Origin of the sequence: Glycomyces amatae (assembly GCF_020991375.1) — a bacterium.
GTDB lineage: Bacteria > Actinomycetota > Actinomycetes > Mycobacteriales > Micromonosporaceae > Glycomyces > Glycomyces amatae.
In genome coordinates this window covers 1-15,096 of sequence record NZ_JAJLQZ010000037.1, presented here as the reverse complement: position 1 = coordinate 15,096, position 15,096 = coordinate 1, and the positions used below count along the sequence as shown (strand labels likewise).

Genomic DNA, 15,096 nt, shown 5'->3' with positions numbered 1-15,096 from the left:
CCCACAGCTCCGATCGCCACAGGCCCCGCCGATCTGCACAAGGCGGGGAACCGGGGTGAGAAAGGTAAACAACGCTAATGACAATGACCGACCCGATCGCAGACATGCTCACGCGTCTGCGGAACGCCAACCAGGCCTACCACGACACGCTGTCGATGCCGCACTCCAAGATGAAGGCCTCCATCGCCGAGGTCCTCAAGCAGGAGGGCTACATCGCCTCATGGCGCGCCGAGGAGCCCGAGGAAGGCAAAGTCGGCAAGACCTTGGTCATCGACCTGAAGTTCGGCGAGCGCCGCGAGCGGTCCCTGGCGGGCCTGCGCCGCGTCTCCAAGCCGGGCCTGCGGGTCTACGCCAAGTCCACTGAGCTGCCGCGCGTCCTCGGCGGCCTGGGTGTGGCCATCGTGTCCACCTCCCAGGGCCTGCTGACCGACCGCCAGGCTCGCAAGCGCGGCGTGGGCGGCGAAGTCATCGCCTACGTCTGGTAGTCAGGAGGGTATAAGCATGTCCCGCATTGGGAAGCAGCCGATTCTGGTGCCCTCCGGCGTCGACGTCAAGATCGATGGCGCGACGGTGACCGTGAAGGGCCCCAAGGGCCAGCTCAGCCGTGAGCTGCCCGAGCCGATCGGCATCGAGAAGAACGAGGACGGGTCCGTCTCGGTCACCCGCCCCAACGACGAGCGCAAGTCCCGGGCCCTGCACGGCCTGGCCCGCAGCCTCGTCAACAACATGGTCGTCGGCGTCTCGGAGGGCTACAAGAAGTCCCTCGAGATCAACGGCACCGGTTACCGGGCGCAGGCCAAGGGCAAGGGCGTGGAGATGAGCCTCGGCTTCTCCCACACCATCCAGGTCGACGCCCCGGAGGGGATCTCGTTCACCGTCGAGAGGCCGACCCTGCTGCACGTCGAGGGCATCGACAAGCAGCTCGTCGGCCAGGTCGCGTCGAACATCCGCCGACTGCGTCCGCCGGAGCCCTACAAGGGCAAGGGCGTGAAGTACGTCGACGAGCGCATCCGCCGCAAGGCCGGGAAGGCAGGTAAGTAATGGCGAGCAAACTGGAGCAGCGCCGCCCGTCCGGGTCGGTCTCCGAGCGCCGCCGGATCGGCAAGAACCGGCGCCACTTCCGTGGCCGCAAGAAGGTCAACGGCACGGCCGCGCAGCCGCGCCTGGCGGTCTTCCGCTCCTCGAAGCACATCGTGGCCCAGGTCATCGACGACGTGCAGGGCCACACGCTGGCCGCCGCGTCGACGGTGGAGCCCGGCCTGCGCGCCTTCGAGGGCGACAAGACCGCGAAGGCCAAGGAGGTCGGCAAGCTCGTCGCCGAGCGCGCCAAGGCCGCCGGCGTCGAGGCCGTGGTCTTCGACCGCGGCGGTGTCAAGTACCACGGCCGCGTCGCGGCCCTGGCCGACGCCGCCCGTGACAACGGCCTGAAGTTCTAGCCGGTACGGCTTGGAGAGCCGGGGAGGAGCACTGCTCCTCCCCGGCTTTTCGTCACCGTCCGGGTACTTTGCGGCGGAATGGTGTGGATCACCGAGGGCGGCCACGGGCGGATCGGGGGCGTGGGTGAGGATGGGCGGGTGCGTTCCGCGAAGCTCTCCCGCAAGACCGTGCTCGTCGCCAGTGCCGCCGGGGCCTTCGCCGTGGTGGGCGGGGGCGCGGTGATCGCCGAGGCCGTGTCCCGGCGCGACGAGGACGACCCCGTCGAGGAGGACCGGGCGACCGTCCCCGACCAGGACTCCGACCAGGACTCCGACGTGGAGTACGCCGCGGAGGCCCTGGCCGCGATGTCCCTGGAGGAGAAGGTCGGCCAGCTGTTCATGGTCTACGTCCACGGCGAGGCCGCGGACACCGACCAGGCCGACGCGGTGGCCTCCAACCGCGAGCGCCTCGGGGCCGACAACGGGGCCGCGTTCGTCGCCGCCTACCAGCCCGGCGGGATCATCTACTTCGACTGGGCCAACGGCCTGGACGACCCGGCGCAGACCGCGCGGCTCTCGAACGGCCTCCAGGAGGCGGCCGGGGCGGTGCCGCTCCTGATCGCCACGGACCAGGAGTACGGCTCGGTGGTGCGCGTCAAGGAGCCCGCCACGCAGTTCCCCGGCGCGATGCCGCTGGGCGCGACGCGGGACCCCGAGGCGGCGCGGCGGGCCGCCGAGGCCGCGGGCGCCGAACTGCGCGCGATGGGCCTCAACCAGAACTTCGCCCCCGACGCCGATGTGAACGTGGACCCCGCGAACCCGGTCATCGGGGTGCGGTCCTTCGGCTCCGACCCCGCGCTCGTGGCCGAGTTCGCCGCCGCGCAGGTCACCGGGTACCAGGCCGGGGGCGTGGCGGTGTCCGCCAAGCACTTCCCGGGACACGGCGACACCGGGACCGACAGCCACGTGGGCCTGCCGGTCATCACCCACACCGCCGAGGAGTGGGAGCGGATCGACCTGCCGCCCTTCCAGGCGGCGATCGAGGCCGGCGCGGACATGATCATGTCGGCGCACCTCCAGTTCCCGGCCCTGGACGACTCGCTGGCGCCCGCGACGCTGTCGCAGCCGATCCTCACGGGCCTGCTGCGCGACCGGCTCGGCTTCGAGGGCGTGGTGATCACCGACTCGCTCGAGATGGAGGGGGTCCGCACCGAGTACGGCGACGACCGGGTGCCGGTGCTCGCGCTCCTGGCCGGGGCCGACATGCTGCTCATGCCGCCGGACTTCCCGGCCGCGCACGACGCGGTGCTCGCCGCCGTCGCGTCGGGGGAGTTGACCGAGGAGCGCATCGACCAATCGGTGCGGCGACTGCTGCTCCTCAAATACCGCCGGGGCATGGTGGACGCCGCGGCGGCGGACCCCGACGCGGCCGCGGACGCGGTCGGCACCGAGGAGCACCGCGCCGTGGCCGACGAGATCGCCGAGCGCTCGGTCACGCTGCTCGCCAACGACGGCACGCTGCCGCTCGCGTCCGGTGCCGTCCTCGTCGCGGGCTGGGGCGAGAACACCACCGCGCGGCTCGCCGAAGCACTCACTTCGCAAGGGCTGCAAGCCGAAGCGTTGGTCACCGGCGAGGAGCCGGACGCCGCGGCGATCCAGGCGGCCGTCGCCGCCGCCGAGGGCCGCGACCTCGTGGTGGTCACGACCTTCAACGTGAAGGACGGCTCGCCCCAGGCGGACCTGGTCGCCGCGCTCCTGGCGACCGGCGTCCCGGTGGCGACCGCCGCGGTCGGCACGCCCTACGACGCCGCGCACCTCGGCGAGGCGGGCGCGAGCCTCGCGACGTACTCGTACACGCAGGCGTCCCTCTCGGCTCTGGCCAAGGTGATCGCGGGCGCGGTCGACCCGGGCGGCGCGCTGCCGGTCGACGTCCCGGGCGCCGACGGCGAGGTCGCCTACCCCCTGGGCCACGGCCTCGGCTACGCCTGAAGCCGCCGCCCCACCGGGAGGTGACCTCGTAGTCCACTTCGCAGCCCTCGTCCGCGTAGGCGGTCGAGGGCGCGAGGGTGCCCGGGCCCGCCGCCAGGGTGGCGACCGCCGTCACCGCCGGCGAGATCCAGAGGAGGACCGCGGAGCCGCCGGACGTCCGGCCCCCGTTCACCCCCTCGACGTAGAAAGTTATTTTCACACGCTTGACTCTTCGTGGAGTTTGTCTCCATACTGGGTCCCGGGTGCAAATCCCCGCACTCGCCCCATTCCCCCGATCTCCTGACAAAGCAGGGAGTCTCGCGTGAATCTCATACCCACCCTCCGAAAACGACCCCGTGAAGCCGGACGGCGCGGCCTGCGCGCCGCCGTCGTCCTGTTCGCGGCGACCGTCCTGACCGTCGCCGGACTCGCCGTCGCGAGCCCGGCCCAGGCCCAGACCCGCATCGCGGGCATCGACGTCTCGCACTACCAGGGCTCGATCAACTGGACCTCCGTCAGGAACGCCGGCGTCCAGTGGGCCTACATCAAGGCCACCGAGGGCACCACCTACAAGGACCCCCGGTTCAACACCAACTACCCGGCCGCCCACGCGGCCGGGGTGATCCGCGGGGCGTACCACTTCGCCCGGCCGAACGCCTCCAGCGGCGCGGTGCAGGCGAACTTCTTCGCCAGCAACGGCGGCGCCTGGTCGGCCGACAACCTCACCCTGCCCGGCGCGCTCGACATCGAGGGCCCGCCCTCGGGGGCGACCTGCTACGGCCTGTCGACCACCGGGATGCGCAACTGGATCACGGACTTCTACAACACGTACAAGTCCAGGACCGGCCGCGACCCGGTCATCTACACGACCGCGTCGTGGTGGAACCAGTGCACCGGCTCGTGGACGGGCATGGCCTCCAAGAGCCCCCTGTGGGTGGCGCACTGGGGCGTCTCGGCCCCGAACCTGCCGGCGGGCTGGAGCAGCACCACCTGGACGTGCTGGCAGTACACCTCGACCGGATCGGTCTCGGGCATCGCCGGGAACGTCGACCGCAACTACTTCAACGGCTCACGCGACCGCCTCCTGGCGCTCGCCAACAACACCTAGCCGAACCGGCGGCGGGCCGGTCCCGACCGGACCGCCCCGCCGCCGCTTTCCTGGAGGCAGGCATGGCATCAGACCAACGCATCCGGCGCCGGATCCTCTTGGGGACCGGCGCGGCCGGACTGCTCGGGGCCGCCGGCGCCGCGGCGCTCGGCGCGAGCGCGAACGCCGACACGGTCGAGACCAGCGCGGTCGAGCCCGACGTCGACGCGACCGCCGAGTGGGGCGCGCGGCCCCCGAACGGCACCAACCCCGTCGTCACGGGCAGCCCGGACAAGCTCATCGTTCACCACACGGTCTCGGCGAACACCGGGGACTTCTCCCGCGAGCAGGCGCACTTCCACGCCCGCTGGGTGCAGGACCTGCACATGGACGGCAACGGCTGGCGCGACTCGGGGTACAACTTCGTGGTCAGCCGCGGCGGCTGGATCACCGAGGGCACCACCGGGAGCCTGGCGGCGCTGCTCGACGGCGGGCGCTTCGTCCAGGGCATCCACACCTCGGGGCAGAACGGGCAGGCGCTCGGGATCTCGAACGAGGGGGCCTACCACGACGGCGCGGAACCGACCGCCGCGCAGTGGGAGTCGCTGGTGACCCTGTGCGCCTTCGCATGCGAGCAGTACGGGATCGCCTCGGCCGAGATCTACGGGCACATGGACTTCAACTCGACGCTGTGCCCGGGGATCTTCCACGACCGGCTCCCGCAGCTGCGCGAAGAAGTCGAAGCCGCCCGCGGGCGGTGAGGCGGCGACGGGCGGCGCGGCGGCGACCACCGCCGCGCGCGACCGCCCTGAACCGGCGCCCGCCCATGCGCGGGACGCCCAGGTCCCGTTTCGAGCAGTGCGCGACACGCCGCCGGAGCTAAAATGTCATTACTGCCACGAGGTGCTACGTATCCTGGGAGGATGACAGCGATGGGAATGCTCATGAACGGCAAGGGCCAGGTCACCGTGCCGGCTGAAATCCGTGCTCGACGCGGGTGGCACCCGGGGGACGAGTTCGAATTCGTTGAAGAGGACGACCGCATCGTCCTCAGGCCGGTGCCGACGGTGGAGACCAGGGGCGAACGGTTGGTGCGGCGCGTCTACGGCTCAGGCACGGCCAATCGGGACATGTCCACCGACGAGCTGATGGCGATGCTCAGGGATGACTGACCCGACTCCGACTCTCGTTGACAGCAACATCTGGATCGATGTGTTCGGCGCCGACCTTCGATGGGGCCCGTGGGCGCGCAAAGCCTTGGCGGACTGTGTCGACGGTGGAGGCGTCTGTATCAATCCGATCATCTACGCCGAGGTCTCGGTCAGCTATGACACGATCGAGGAGCTCGACCGGGCGCTGGACACAGTCGGCGTTGAGCGAGATCTGCTGCCGTATGGGGCGGCATTCCTGGCAGGCAAGGCGTTTGCCCTGTACAGGAAGCGGGGCGGTCAGAAGCGGTCGCCCTTGGCGGACTTCTACATCGGCGCACATGCGGCGATTTGCGGATACCGCCTGCTCACGCGAGACACCACCAGGTATCAGACGTACTTCCCGAAGTTGGACGTCGTCGGACCGGACTGAGCCCGCCTCAGGCCCGCTGCCGTCCCGAGACGGCCGCCGCCGTCGCCGCGAGGGCCTTCGTGGAGCGCTTGCGCTGCTTGGCCGCGACCCCCACGAACAGGCAGTCCACGACCATGAGCTGCGCGATGCGGCTGACCGTGGCGCCCGACCGGAACGTCGTCTCGCGGGCCGCGGTCGTCAGCACGAGGTCCGCGGCCTGCGCCAGCGGCGACCGGGCGTGGTTCGTGATCGCCACCGTCGTCGCCTCCCGGTCCCGGGCCGACTCGAGGAACTCCACGGTCTCGGTGGTCGCCCCCGAGTGGGAGATGGCCACGGCGACGTCCTTCGGCCCGGCCAGGGCGGTGCCCACGAGCGCGGCGTGCGGGTCCGGCCAGGAGAACGCGATGCACCCGATCCGGTGGAGCTTCTTGACCAGGTCCGCGGCCACGATCCCGGAGGCCTCGACGCCGAACACGTCGATGCGGCCCGCCCCGGCCAGGGCGTTGACGGCGGCCTCGCAGGCGGCGGTGTCGAGCGCGTTCGCGGTGTCGTTGATGGCGCCGACGTCGGCGTAGCTGACGGTGGCGATGATGCGCGACATGTCGGCGCCCGTGGGGATGTCGCCTCCGGCGATCTCGCGGTCGGGGCCCTCGCCGGTGCCGATGACGGCCTGGGCGGCCCGCATGCGCAGCTCGCGGTGCCCGGTGAGCCCCAGCGAGCGGCAGAAGCGCACGACGGTGGCCTCGGAGGTGCCCGCGGCGCGGGCGAGCTCGGTGATGGTGCGGGTCGAGGCGTCCTCGGGTTCGCGGATGATCTCTTGTGCGACCTTCGTCTCGGCCTTGGAGAGCGAAGGCAGGACCGACTTGATGAGCACCAGGAGGTTGGGCGTGTCGGCGCGGCTGGCAGGCATGACGTCACCGTACACCCCGCGGCGGTTCGCCACGGTACGGTGCGATTCTTCATCTGGGATCAGTTGTCTGAAACTTTACTACATTGCGCTACGCTCGCAACTGTGAGTGAGTCGACCGAGCGCCTCCGGGCGCGCGCCCATCTGGCAATGCTGGCAACCGAACAGGCCGATCCCCGCTATGCGGGGATCGAGCGCCTCTCGACCCTGGAACTGGCCCGGACCATGAACGAGGCCGACGCGAGCGTGTCCGCCGCGGTGGCCGCGGTCCTCCCCGACGTCGCCGCCGCGATCGACGCGGTGGCCGACCGCCTCGCGAAGGGCGGGCGACTGCGGTACGTGGGGGCAGGGACGGCCGGGCGGATGGCGGTGATGGACGCGGCCGAGTGCCCGCCGACGTTCTCGACCGACCCGGAGCTGGTGAAGGCGATCCTCGCCGGCGGCAAGGCCGCCGAGGGCGGCGCGGTGGAGGGCACCGAGGACGACGAGGCGGCGGGCGCTGCGGCGATGGCGGCCGACGGGATCGGCCCGGCCGACGCGGTGGTCGGGCTGGCGGCGAGCGGGCGGACGCCGTTCGTGGTGGCCGCGGTCCGGGAGGCGCGGCGGCGCGGGGCGCTGACGGTGGGGTTCTCGTGCAACACCGGGACGGTGCTGTCGGAGGCCGCGGAGCACCGGATCGAGGTCGCGGTCGGGCCCGAGGTGGTGGCCGGCTCGACGCGGCTGAAGTCGGGGACGGCGCAGAAGTTCGTGCTCAACATGATCTCGACGATCAGCATGGTGCAGCTCGGGAAGGTCTACCGGAACTACATGGTGGACATGCGGGTCGCGAACTCGAAGCTGGCGGCGCGGGCGGTGCGGATGATCCGCGAGATCACCGGCGCCGAGCCGGAGGCGGCCGAGGCCGCGCTGGCGGCCGCGGGCAACCGGGTCAAGACGGCGGTGGTGATGCTCGAACTGGGCATCGGCGCGGAGGAGGCCGAGGCGAGGCTGGGCCGGGCCGAGGGCCGGCTGGCGGGAGCCTTGACGGAGGCCGCCGCGTAGGGCCCGCGGCGGAATGCCGAGGGGCGCCGCCCGGCGAATACTGGGCAGGCTGACGCGGATCGGGGCTGTGAGGCGCCCCCGGATCAACAGTGCCCCAGGGGTACGACATGTGCGGGGGGAGTGCGGCGCCGCGGGCGGGGCGCGGGCACGCTGGCGCCCATCGGGGCTGTGAGCCGCCCCCGGCGCAAGGGTGCCTCGGGGGTACGACAGGGGCGGGAGCGCTGGGGCGTTCGAAGGGACGCCAGGCGGGGCCCGGCGTCTCGCGGGCAGGCTGACGCGGATCGGCGATGCGCGTCGCCCCCGAATCAACAGTGCCTGACGGGTGTGACAGTCGGGTCGATTCGGGGGCGATCGTGCGGTCGGGGCGCGGGGTTGAGCGCTATGCCGCTCCCGCGCGCCTCCCTCGTCCTCGGCGGTTCAGCGCCACGCGAGTTGGCGGTGGAGTCTCGCCTTCGCCTCGGGGTCGGTCACGAAGGCGCTTGCCGCCATCCAGGCCGCTCCGACCGCCGGGTCGGTCGCCTTGCTGATCCCCGCCTTCGGGTACACCAGCCTGAACCGCTCCTGGAGCAGCGCCGCTATCGGCGTGGGGCGCGTCAGCAGGCTCCCCGCCATCACGATCGGCAGCTCCCGGTCCACCACGTACGACACCGACTCCGCGAGGTGCCCCACGGCCCTCGCCACGATCGACTCGGCCACCGGGTCGCCCCCGTCCGCGGCCTCGCACACCAGCGCCGCGAAGCGCGCCAAGCGCACCGGCGGATCCGCCATGCACTTCGCGACGATCGCCCCCGACCGGCGCCCGTCCGGCGCGATGGCGGCGATGATGGCCTCCACGAGCCGCCCACCCGGCCCGTTCCCGTCGATGTGCCGCAGCGCGGCCCGGACCGCCTCGCGCCCGAGCCAGAATCCCGAGCCGGAGTCGCCGAACAGCCACCCGTACCCGTCCGAGCGCAGCGCCGGGGTCCGGTCCCTGATCGCGAACGCGACCGCACCGGTGCCCGAGACCACCACGGTCCCGTCCGTGGCCGACGAGCCCGCCGCGAACGCGATCACCGCGTCCGAGACCACCTCGACCTCGCAGGCGGTCGCGAAGCGCCGCTTGAGATCGGCGGAGAGCTCGCGCACCTCCTCGGTCAGCGACAGCGCCCCGGCGGTGCCGACGCACACCGCGCCGACCTCGGCCGGGTCGATGCCCGCGAGCGCCCGCTGGAACGCCAGGGCCATGTTGGAGAGTGCGATCTCCCGGTCGCCTCCGACCGGGTTGGCGGGACCGGAGGCGCCGGTGCCGAGCACCGCCCCGGTCTCGTCGATGAGGACGGCGCGGCTACTGGTTCCGCCGGCGTCGAGGCCGACGGCGAGTCGTGCGTGCATGTAGGGGTTCCTCGCTCCTTGCGCTACCGGCAGTATCCGTCCTAGGTGCAAATCAGTAAAAATAATTCTCACAAACTTGACACGAGTGTGGCATAGGTAATAGTTTTTCTTGCATCCACCTCCCGAAGGGGTCGCCCATGGACCGCACCAGGACCGATGCGCCCGCCATGATCGCCGAGGCCGGAGTCCTCGAACGGATCCGCAACGGCGCGAACGAACTGTCCGATGCCATGTCCAAAGTGGCCGACCAAGTGCTGGCCGACCCCGAAGCCGCCGCGCGGGCCACGATCATGGACCTCGCCGAGCTCTCCGGTACCTCCCCAGGAACCATCACCCGATTCTGCCGCCACCTCGGATACGACGGTTACGCGGCCCTGCGCGTAGCCATCGCCACCGAGACCGGAAGGGCCTCTGCCAGGCACGAGACCGGATGGGACGTCAACATCGGGCAGGAGATCGCCCCGGACGACCCGCTCGAGCGAGTCCTCAAGCAGCTCATCACCGTCGACGCCGCCATGCTCCGCGACACCGTCGACACCCTCGACCTCGCCGCCGTCGAGCGCGTCGCCGCCCGCGTCTCCGAGGCCCGCCACGTCGACGTATACGGCGTCGGCACCAGCGCCACCATCGCCCGCGAACTCCAGATGGGCTTCTACCGCACCGGCGTCGCCGCCTGGGTCTGGACCGAGGTCCACGACGCCCTCGCCAGCGCCGCCCTCCTGAGCGAGCGCGACGTGGCCGTGGCCGTCTCGCACTCGGGCACCACGGCCGAGACCATCGAGATGCTCAGCGAGGCCGGCAGCCGCGGCGCGTTCACCGTCGCGCTCACCGCCTGCCCCGAGGCGACCCTCGCCGAGGTCGCCGACGTCTGCCTGCTCTCGGCCTCCCGGCGCACGAGCCACCGCGCGGACCTACTGGCGTCCCGGCACTCCGCGCTGCTCGTCGCCGACCTGGTGCACATCGCCGTCGCGCAGCGGCGCTTCCCCGAAGCCCTGGAGGCCCTCGAGTCCCGGGCCAGAGCCGTGGTCGGACACCGACCGACCCGCGAACTCCGGAACGGAGCGAGCTGACCCTCTCACCGTCCACAGCGCGGTCCCGCCCAACCTGTTACCCCCTTTAAGGAGCGACCATGACCAATACACCAGCCGACCGGCAGGGCATCTTCACCCGCCGCAACCTGTTCGGCGCGACCGCCGCCGGCCTCGCCGCCACCTCCCTGGGCGCGTGCGCGACCAGCGGCGGCGACGACGAGGCCGAAGAGGTCACCGTGGGCGAGGACGCCGAGAACCCGTTCGGCGTCGACGGCACCGCGCCCCTGGACGTCGTCATCTTCGACGGCGGCTTCGGCAACGAGTACGCCGTCGCCCACCAGGCGATGTACAACGAGGCCTACCCGGACGCCGAGATCACCCACCTGGCGACGCAGGCGATCGCCGAGACCCAGCAGCCGCGCTTCGCCGAAGGCAAGCCCTGCGACGTCCTCGACAACTCCGGCGCCCAGCAGATCCCGATGGACGCGCTGGTGGGCGACGGCGAACTGGCGGAGCTGAGCCCGCTCCTCGACGCCCCCTCGTACGACGACCCCGAGGTCACCGTCCGCGAGACCCTCCGCGACGGCGTCCTGGACGCCGGCACGTTCAACGGCGAGGTCTACGCGCTGAACTACGTGTTCTCCGCCTGGACCATCTGGTACGACGCCAAGCTGTTCCGCGACAACGGCTGGACCCCGCCGACCACCTGGGACGAGATGCTGGCCCTGTGCCCCACGATCCAGGCCGCGGGCATCGCGCCGTGGACCTACGCCGGTCAGCACCCGGTCTACCTCTACGACATGTTCCTCATCCTCGCGGGCCGCCACGGCGGCGTCCAGGTCGTCAAGGACATCGACAACCTCGTGCCCGACGCCTGGCGCCACCCGTCGGTCGTCGCCGCCGCCGAGGCCATGCGCGGCCTCGGCGCCTCCGGCTACCTCCTCGAAGGCAGCGCCGGCATCGACCACATCCAGTCCCAGACGGCCTTCAACAACAACGAGGCCGCGTTCCTGCCGTGCGGCTCCTGGCTCCCCAACGAGCAGCGCAGCATCGCCCCCGAGGGCTTCGAGTACGCCCCCATGGGCGTGCCCTACCTCGAAGGCAGCGTCCAGCCGGGCCTGATCAGCGCCGGCGGCGAAGAGCCGTTCGTGGTCCCCAAGAACGCGACCAACCTGGCGGGCGCCTACGAATACCTGCGGATCATGCTCTCCCAGGAGGGCGCGCAGATCTTCGGCGACACCGTCCAGGCCGCCACCGTCGTCAAGGGCGTCGAACTCGACAACCCGGCCGCCCAGGCCACCGACGCGCTCGTCGCCAACCCCGAGGACCTGTTCCAGCCGCGGTTCCGCTTCTGGTACACGGGGATGGACACCGAGATGCGGCCCGCGCTCGGCCAGCTCATCAACGCCGAGACGACCGCCGACGAGTTCATCGAGCGGATGCAGACCGTCGCGGACGAGACCGCCGCCGACGACACCATCGAGAAGTTCACCCACGACGAGTAACCGCGCCGTCCAAGACACGAGAGGAGGGCCTGGGTCGTGAGACACGGCAAGTACCCCTTCATCCTGAGTTTCCTGGCGCTGCCGGTGGGACTCTACGCCTGGCTGGTGATCCTGCCGTTCGCCCAGGCCTTCCAGATCTCCCTGACCGACTGGTCCGGGTCGAGCAACTCCTTCAACTACATCGGGTTCGACAACTACGTCAACCTGTTCAAGGACGAGCGCTTCGTCCTGCCCGCCCTGCAGCACACCGGGATCATCCTCGTCGTGATGCCCGTGGTGACGATCGCGCTGGGCCTGTTCTTCGCGTTCATGCTCAACCTCGGCGGAAGGATGCGCCGCGGCCGGATCGAAGGCGTCCGCGGGGCCCGGTTCCACAAGATCGTCTTCTTCTTCCCGCAGGTGCTCTCGGTCGCCATCGTCGGCATCCTGTGGAAGCAGGTGTACGCGCCCGAGAACTTCGGCGGCCTCATCACCGGGGCCCTGACCGCGGTGGGCCTGCCCGCCCCGGTCAACGGCTTCCTGGCCGACAAGAGGTTCGTGCTCGCGGCCGTCATCGGCGTCCTCGTCTGGAGCGCGGTCGGGTTCTACCTGGTCTACTTCTCCTCGGCGATCGCGTCGATCCCGCGCGACCTCTACGAGGCGGCGATCATCGACGGCGCCGGGCGCGTCCCGATGTTCTTCAAGATCACGCTGCCGCTGCTGTGGGACTCGGTGCAGACCGCGTGGATCTACCTGTCGATCATCGCACTGGACGTGTTCGTACTGGTCTACCTCATGACCCCCGAGCAGGGCGGACCCGACGCGTCGAGCGAAGTGGTCGGCGGCGTCATCTGGAAGTACGCGTTCAAGTACGGCGAGCAGGCCTTCGCGTCGGCGATCGGCGTGGTCCTGTTCTTCGCCGCGCTGAGCCTCGCGGTCGTGTCGCTGCGCGTGGGCCGCCGCGAGCGGATCGAGTTCTGAGGAGCGACATGGCAACCGACACCTCCACCCCGACCGAGGCGCCCGCCCGGCCCGCCCAGAAGCCGCCGCGCCCCGAGGGCAACGTGCTCAACCTCTTCTCGCAGGGCTTCCTGTGGGTGTGGGCGCTGCTGGTGATCGTCCCCGTGGTCTGGATCGTCATGACCTCGTTCAAGACCAGCCGGGAGATCGCCTCCGACCCGCTCGCGCTGCCCGAGGCGCTGCACTGGGCGAACTACGCCAACGCCTGGACCAACGGGAACATCGGCAGCTTCTTCCTGAACACCTTGCAGGTGATGGTCTTCAGCGTCACGGGCACGATGCTCCTGGGCGCGATGGCGGCGTACGTGATCGCCCGGTACGAGTTCTTCGGCAACCGCCTCATCTACTTCGGCTTCGCCGCCGGGATGATGTTCCCGGTGTTCCTGGCCCTGTTCCCGCTGTTCAAGACCCTGAGCAACGTGTCGCTGCTGAACACCTACACCGGGCTGGTCCTCGTCTACATCGCCTACTCGCTGCCGTTCACGGTGTTCTTCCTGACCGCGTTCTTCAGAACGCTGCCATCAGGGGTCGCCGAGGCGGCGGTCGTGGACGGCGCCGGGCACTACCGGCTGTTCTTCCAGGTGATGCTCCCGATGGCCAAGCCCGGCCTCATCGCCATCACCATCTTCAACATCCTCGGCCAGTGGAACCAGTTCCTGCTGCCGCTGGTCCTGATGAACCGCAACCCCGACGACGCGGTCATCTCCCAGGGCCTGGCGAACCTGGCGATGCGCCAGGGCTACGAGGGGGACGCGGGCGCGCTCTTCGCGGGCACGGTCCTCGCGATGGTCCCGATCTTCATCGCCTACGTGATCTTCCAGCGCCAGATCCAGGCCGGCCTGACCGCCGGCGCCATCAAGTAACGACGCCGCCCGGGGCCGCGACCACCTCCAGGATCGCGGCCCCGCGGCCTTCCCGGAGTTCGCACCCCGTACCTACACTTGGGCCGTGACCCGCCGTCCCCCATCGCCCGATTCCCCCACCGCCGAAGCCGTCCGTACGTTCAACACCCACCGCCAGAGCTTCATCGCCCCCGCGTCCGGGACGCGCCACCCCCTCCGCATCCGGCCCCACCCGCCCGCCGAAGGCGACCCGCCGCCCTCCCTGCGCCCGTGGTTGCGCAACGCCGCCATCGCCACCGACGGCCGCACCCTCACCCTCACCGGCCGCGACGGCCGCGCGCGAGACCTGCCGATCGCGGTCCCCGGCACCGACGGCGCGGCGAGCCTGCTCATCGTCCGGGAGCACCTGAAGTTCTGGACCCGCTACGGCCACACCGCGCCCCAGCTCCAGGAGTACCTGTGCATTCTCGACCCGGCCGGACGCCGCCTCGTCGAGATCGACCTCTACGGCTGGACCCGCACCGACCTGACGGCGTTCGCGGCCGCCACCGGCCTGCGCGTCGACCGCTACGCGCCCCCGGGCGACCAGGTCGGCACGGCCCGCTTCGGCGCCTCCACCTCGCACCTCCTCGACCGGGCCGTGCCCCGCGCCCCCGGCTGCCTCCATCTCTCGGCCCCCGTGCGCCGGTACGAGGTCGCGCTCATCATCGCCGCCGTCCTGGCCGTTCTCGCGCTCTACGGCGGGCTGATCTTCGGTCTGAGCTTCCTGGACCTCTTGGTGCCGCTCTCGGAAGAAGCGCTGATCATGGCGCAGGCCCTGGTGGCGTTCGCCGCACTGCACGGGCTCGTCGTCGGAGGGCGCCGGTTCGGGCGATTCCGGGGACGGCGACGCGAGAAACGCCTCGCCGGACCCCGCGACCGGCTGTGAACGCTCGAAAACCGGCGGCGACGGAGCGGTGATCGTTTCTCGGGACGGATTTTCGGACTCGGGACCGGTGGCGATCACGGTCAGAGCGGGCGGCGACAACGGGGTGATTGCGCACTGGGAGGGGCTTTCGGGCTTCAGGGTGGCGGTGGCTGGCGGTCAGGGCGGGCGGCGATGAAGAGAGGGTCGCTCTCAAGGTGGTGTTTCGGCCTTGGCGTGGCGGGCCGTTCGCGGTTCGGGCGGGCGGCGACGAGGGGGTGAGTGGTGGGCTGGGGTGGTGCCTGTAGCTTGCGGCGGTTTTAGGGTGAGCGGCCTTCCCGGGCCTGGTATTGCTGATGGACATGCTGGAGGGCCCGGCCCCGTGGGGGTTCGGGCTGCGGGCCTGGTGGTGTGGTGTGGCCTCGCGTCCCCCAGCAGTCGCCTGCTGGGGCGGGGTAAGAACGGC

Annotated in this window: 16 protein-coding genes; 14 read left to right on the top strand and 2 right to left on the bottom strand. The window is 70.9% G+C overall.

Going from position 1 to position 15,096, the window contains the following annotated elements; all coding sequences use genetic code 11:
• Positions 1-77: 77 nt before the first annotated feature.
• From rpsH to LO763_RS27560, 8 genes are all read left to right on the top strand, one after another.
• Positions 78-485, top strand: coding sequence for a 30S ribosomal protein S8 (gene rpsH / locus LO763_RS27595; RefSeq protein WP_230791534.1), 408 nt, complete (start codon positions 78-80; stop codon positions 483-485).
• Positions 486-501: 16 nt separating this feature from the next.
• The gene (gene rplF, locus LO763_RS27590) at positions 502-1,041 is read left to right on the top strand and encodes a 50S ribosomal protein L6 (RefSeq protein ID WP_230791532.1); all 540 of its coding nucleotides are present in this window, start codon (positions 502-504) and stop codon (positions 1,039-1,041) included.
• Entirely contained in the window at positions 1,041-1,436 is a 396-nt protein-coding gene (rplR, locus tag LO763_RS27585) for a 50S ribosomal protein L18 (RefSeq protein WP_230791530.1), read from the top strand. Before rplF ends, rplR begins: the two co-directional genes overlap by 1 nt.
• Positions 1,437-1,514: 78 nt before the next feature.
• On the top strand, positions 1,515-3,404 hold the full coding sequence (locus LO763_RS27580; protein ID WP_439650324.1) for a glycoside hydrolase family 3 protein: 1,890 nt from the start codon (positions 1,515-1,517) through the stop codon (positions 3,402-3,404).
• Positions 3,405-3,714: 310 nt separating this feature from the next.
• Positions 3,715-4,491 carry a lysozyme gene (locus LO763_RS27575; protein ID WP_439650326.1) on the top strand — a complete coding sequence of 259 codons (777 nt, stop codon included), beginning with the start codon at positions 3,715-3,717 and terminating at the stop codon, positions 4,489-4,491.
• A 62-nt stretch (positions 4,492-4,553) separates the two neighbouring features.
• Positions 4,554-5,231, top strand: a complete 678-nt coding sequence (locus LO763_RS27570) for a peptidoglycan recognition protein family protein (RefSeq protein WP_230791524.1) — start codon at positions 4,554-4,556, stop codon at positions 5,229-5,231.
• A 162-nt stretch (positions 5,232-5,393) separates the two neighbouring features.
• A complete protein-coding gene (locus LO763_RS27565; RefSeq protein WP_230791522.1) occupies positions 5,394-5,642 on the top strand; it encodes an AbrB/MazE/SpoVT family DNA-binding domain-containing protein in 249 nt (82 codons plus the stop codon).
• On the top strand, positions 5,635-6,051 hold the full coding sequence (locus LO763_RS27560) for a type II toxin-antitoxin system VapC family toxin (RefSeq protein ID WP_230791520.1): 417 nt from the start codon (positions 5,635-5,637) through the stop codon (positions 6,049-6,051). The genes LO763_RS27565 and LO763_RS27560 overlap by 8 nt, the downstream gene beginning before the upstream one ends.
• A 7-nt stretch (positions 6,052-6,058) precedes the next feature.
• Here the strand turns inward: LO763_RS27560 and LO763_RS27555 are convergent, their stop codons facing one another.
• Positions 6,059-6,940: a MurR/RpiR family transcriptional regulator gene (locus LO763_RS27555; protein WP_230791517.1), complete on the bottom strand. Its 882-nt coding sequence runs from the start codon at positions 6,938-6,940 to the stop codon at positions 6,059-6,061.
• 102 nt (positions 6,941-7,042) lie between these two features.
• Here LO763_RS27555 and murQ point away from each other — a divergent pair, with 102 nt between their 5' ends.
• Positions 7,043-7,978: an N-acetylmuramic acid 6-phosphate etherase gene (murQ, locus tag LO763_RS27550; RefSeq protein WP_369432101.1), complete on the top strand. Its 936-nt coding sequence runs from the start codon at positions 7,043-7,045 to the stop codon at positions 7,976-7,978.
• Between the two features lie 417 nt (positions 7,979-8,395).
• On the opposite strand, the gene LO763_RS27545 is transcribed toward murQ, so the two are convergent.
• Positions 8,396-9,349, bottom strand: coding sequence for an N-acetylglucosamine kinase (locus tag LO763_RS27545; protein WP_230791513.1), 954 nt, complete (start codon positions 9,347-9,349; stop codon positions 8,396-8,398).
• Between the two features lie 137 nt (positions 9,350-9,486).
• Here LO763_RS27545 and LO763_RS27540 point away from each other — a divergent pair, with 137 nt between their 5' ends.
• The 5 genes from LO763_RS27540 (at position 9,487) to LO763_RS27520 (ending at position 14,654) form a co-directional block, all read left to right on the top strand.
• Positions 9,487-10,419 (top strand): MurR/RpiR family transcriptional regulator, encoded by a 933-nt coding sequence (locus tag LO763_RS27540; protein WP_230791511.1) that lies wholly within the window; start codon positions 9,487-9,489, stop codon positions 10,417-10,419.
• A gap of 59 nt (positions 10,420-10,478) precedes the next feature.
• The gene (ngcE, locus tag LO763_RS27535; protein ID WP_230791509.1) at positions 10,479-11,885 is read left to right on the top strand and encodes an N-acetylglucosamine/diacetylchitobiose ABC transporter substrate-binding protein; all 1,407 of its coding nucleotides are present in this window, start codon (positions 10,479-10,481) and stop codon (positions 11,883-11,885) included.
• A gap of 36 nt (positions 11,886-11,921) precedes the next feature.
• Complete coding sequence (locus tag LO763_RS27530; RefSeq protein WP_230791507.1) at positions 11,922-12,845, top strand: carbohydrate ABC transporter permease; 924 nt, start codon at positions 11,922-11,924, stop codon at positions 12,843-12,845.
• Between the two features lie 8 nt (positions 12,846-12,853).
• On the top strand, positions 12,854-13,747 hold the full coding sequence (locus tag LO763_RS27525) for a carbohydrate ABC transporter permease (RefSeq protein WP_230791504.1): 894 nt from the start codon (positions 12,854-12,856) through the stop codon (positions 13,745-13,747).
• Positions 13,748-13,832: 85 nt separating this feature from the next.
• Positions 13,833-14,654 carry a hypothetical protein gene (locus LO763_RS27520; protein ID WP_230791500.1) on the top strand — a complete coding sequence of 274 codons (822 nt, stop codon included), beginning with the start codon at positions 13,833-13,835 and terminating at the stop codon, positions 14,652-14,654.
• Positions 14,655-15,096: the final 442 nt, after the last annotated feature.

Coding starts and splice junctions, on each gene's coding strand:
- rpsH (WP_230791534.1), top strand. CDS start 78: ATGACAATGACCGACCCGATCGCAGACATGCTCACGCGTCTGCGGAAC.
- rplF (WP_230791532.1), top strand. CDS start 502: ATGTCCCGCATTGGGAAGCAGCCGATTCTGGTGCCCTCCGGCGTCGAC.
- rplR (WP_230791530.1), top strand. CDS start 1,041: ATGGCGAGCAAACTGGAGCAGCGCCGCCCGTCCGGGTCGGTCTCCGAG.
- LO763_RS27580 (WP_439650324.1), top strand. CDS start 1,515: ATGGTGTGGATCACCGAGGGCGGCCACGGGCGGATCGGGGGCGTGGGT.
- LO763_RS27570 (WP_230791524.1), top strand. CDS start 4,554: ATGGCATCAGACCAACGCATCCGGCGCCGGATCCTCTTGGGGACCGGC.
- LO763_RS27565 (WP_230791522.1), top strand. CDS start 5,394: ATGACAGCGATGGGAATGCTCATGAACGGCAAGGGCCAGGTCACCGTG.
- LO763_RS27560 (WP_230791520.1), top strand. CDS start 5,635: ATGACTGACCCGACTCCGACTCTCGTTGACAGCAACATCTGGATCGAT.
- LO763_RS27555 (WP_230791517.1), bottom strand. CDS start 6,940: ATGCCTGCCAGCCGCGCCGACACGCCCAACCTCCTGGTGCTCATCAAG.
- LO763_RS27545 (WP_230791513.1), bottom strand. CDS start 9,349: ATGCACGCACGACTCGCCGTCGGCCTCGACGCCGGCGGAACCAGTAGC.
- LO763_RS27540 (WP_230791511.1), top strand. CDS start 9,487: ATGGACCGCACCAGGACCGATGCGCCCGCCATGATCGCCGAGGCCGGA.
- ngcE (WP_230791509.1), top strand. CDS start 10,479: ATGACCAATACACCAGCCGACCGGCAGGGCATCTTCACCCGCCGCAAC.
- LO763_RS27525 (WP_230791504.1), top strand. CDS start 12,854: ATGGCAACCGACACCTCCACCCCGACCGAGGCGCCCGCCCGGCCCGCC.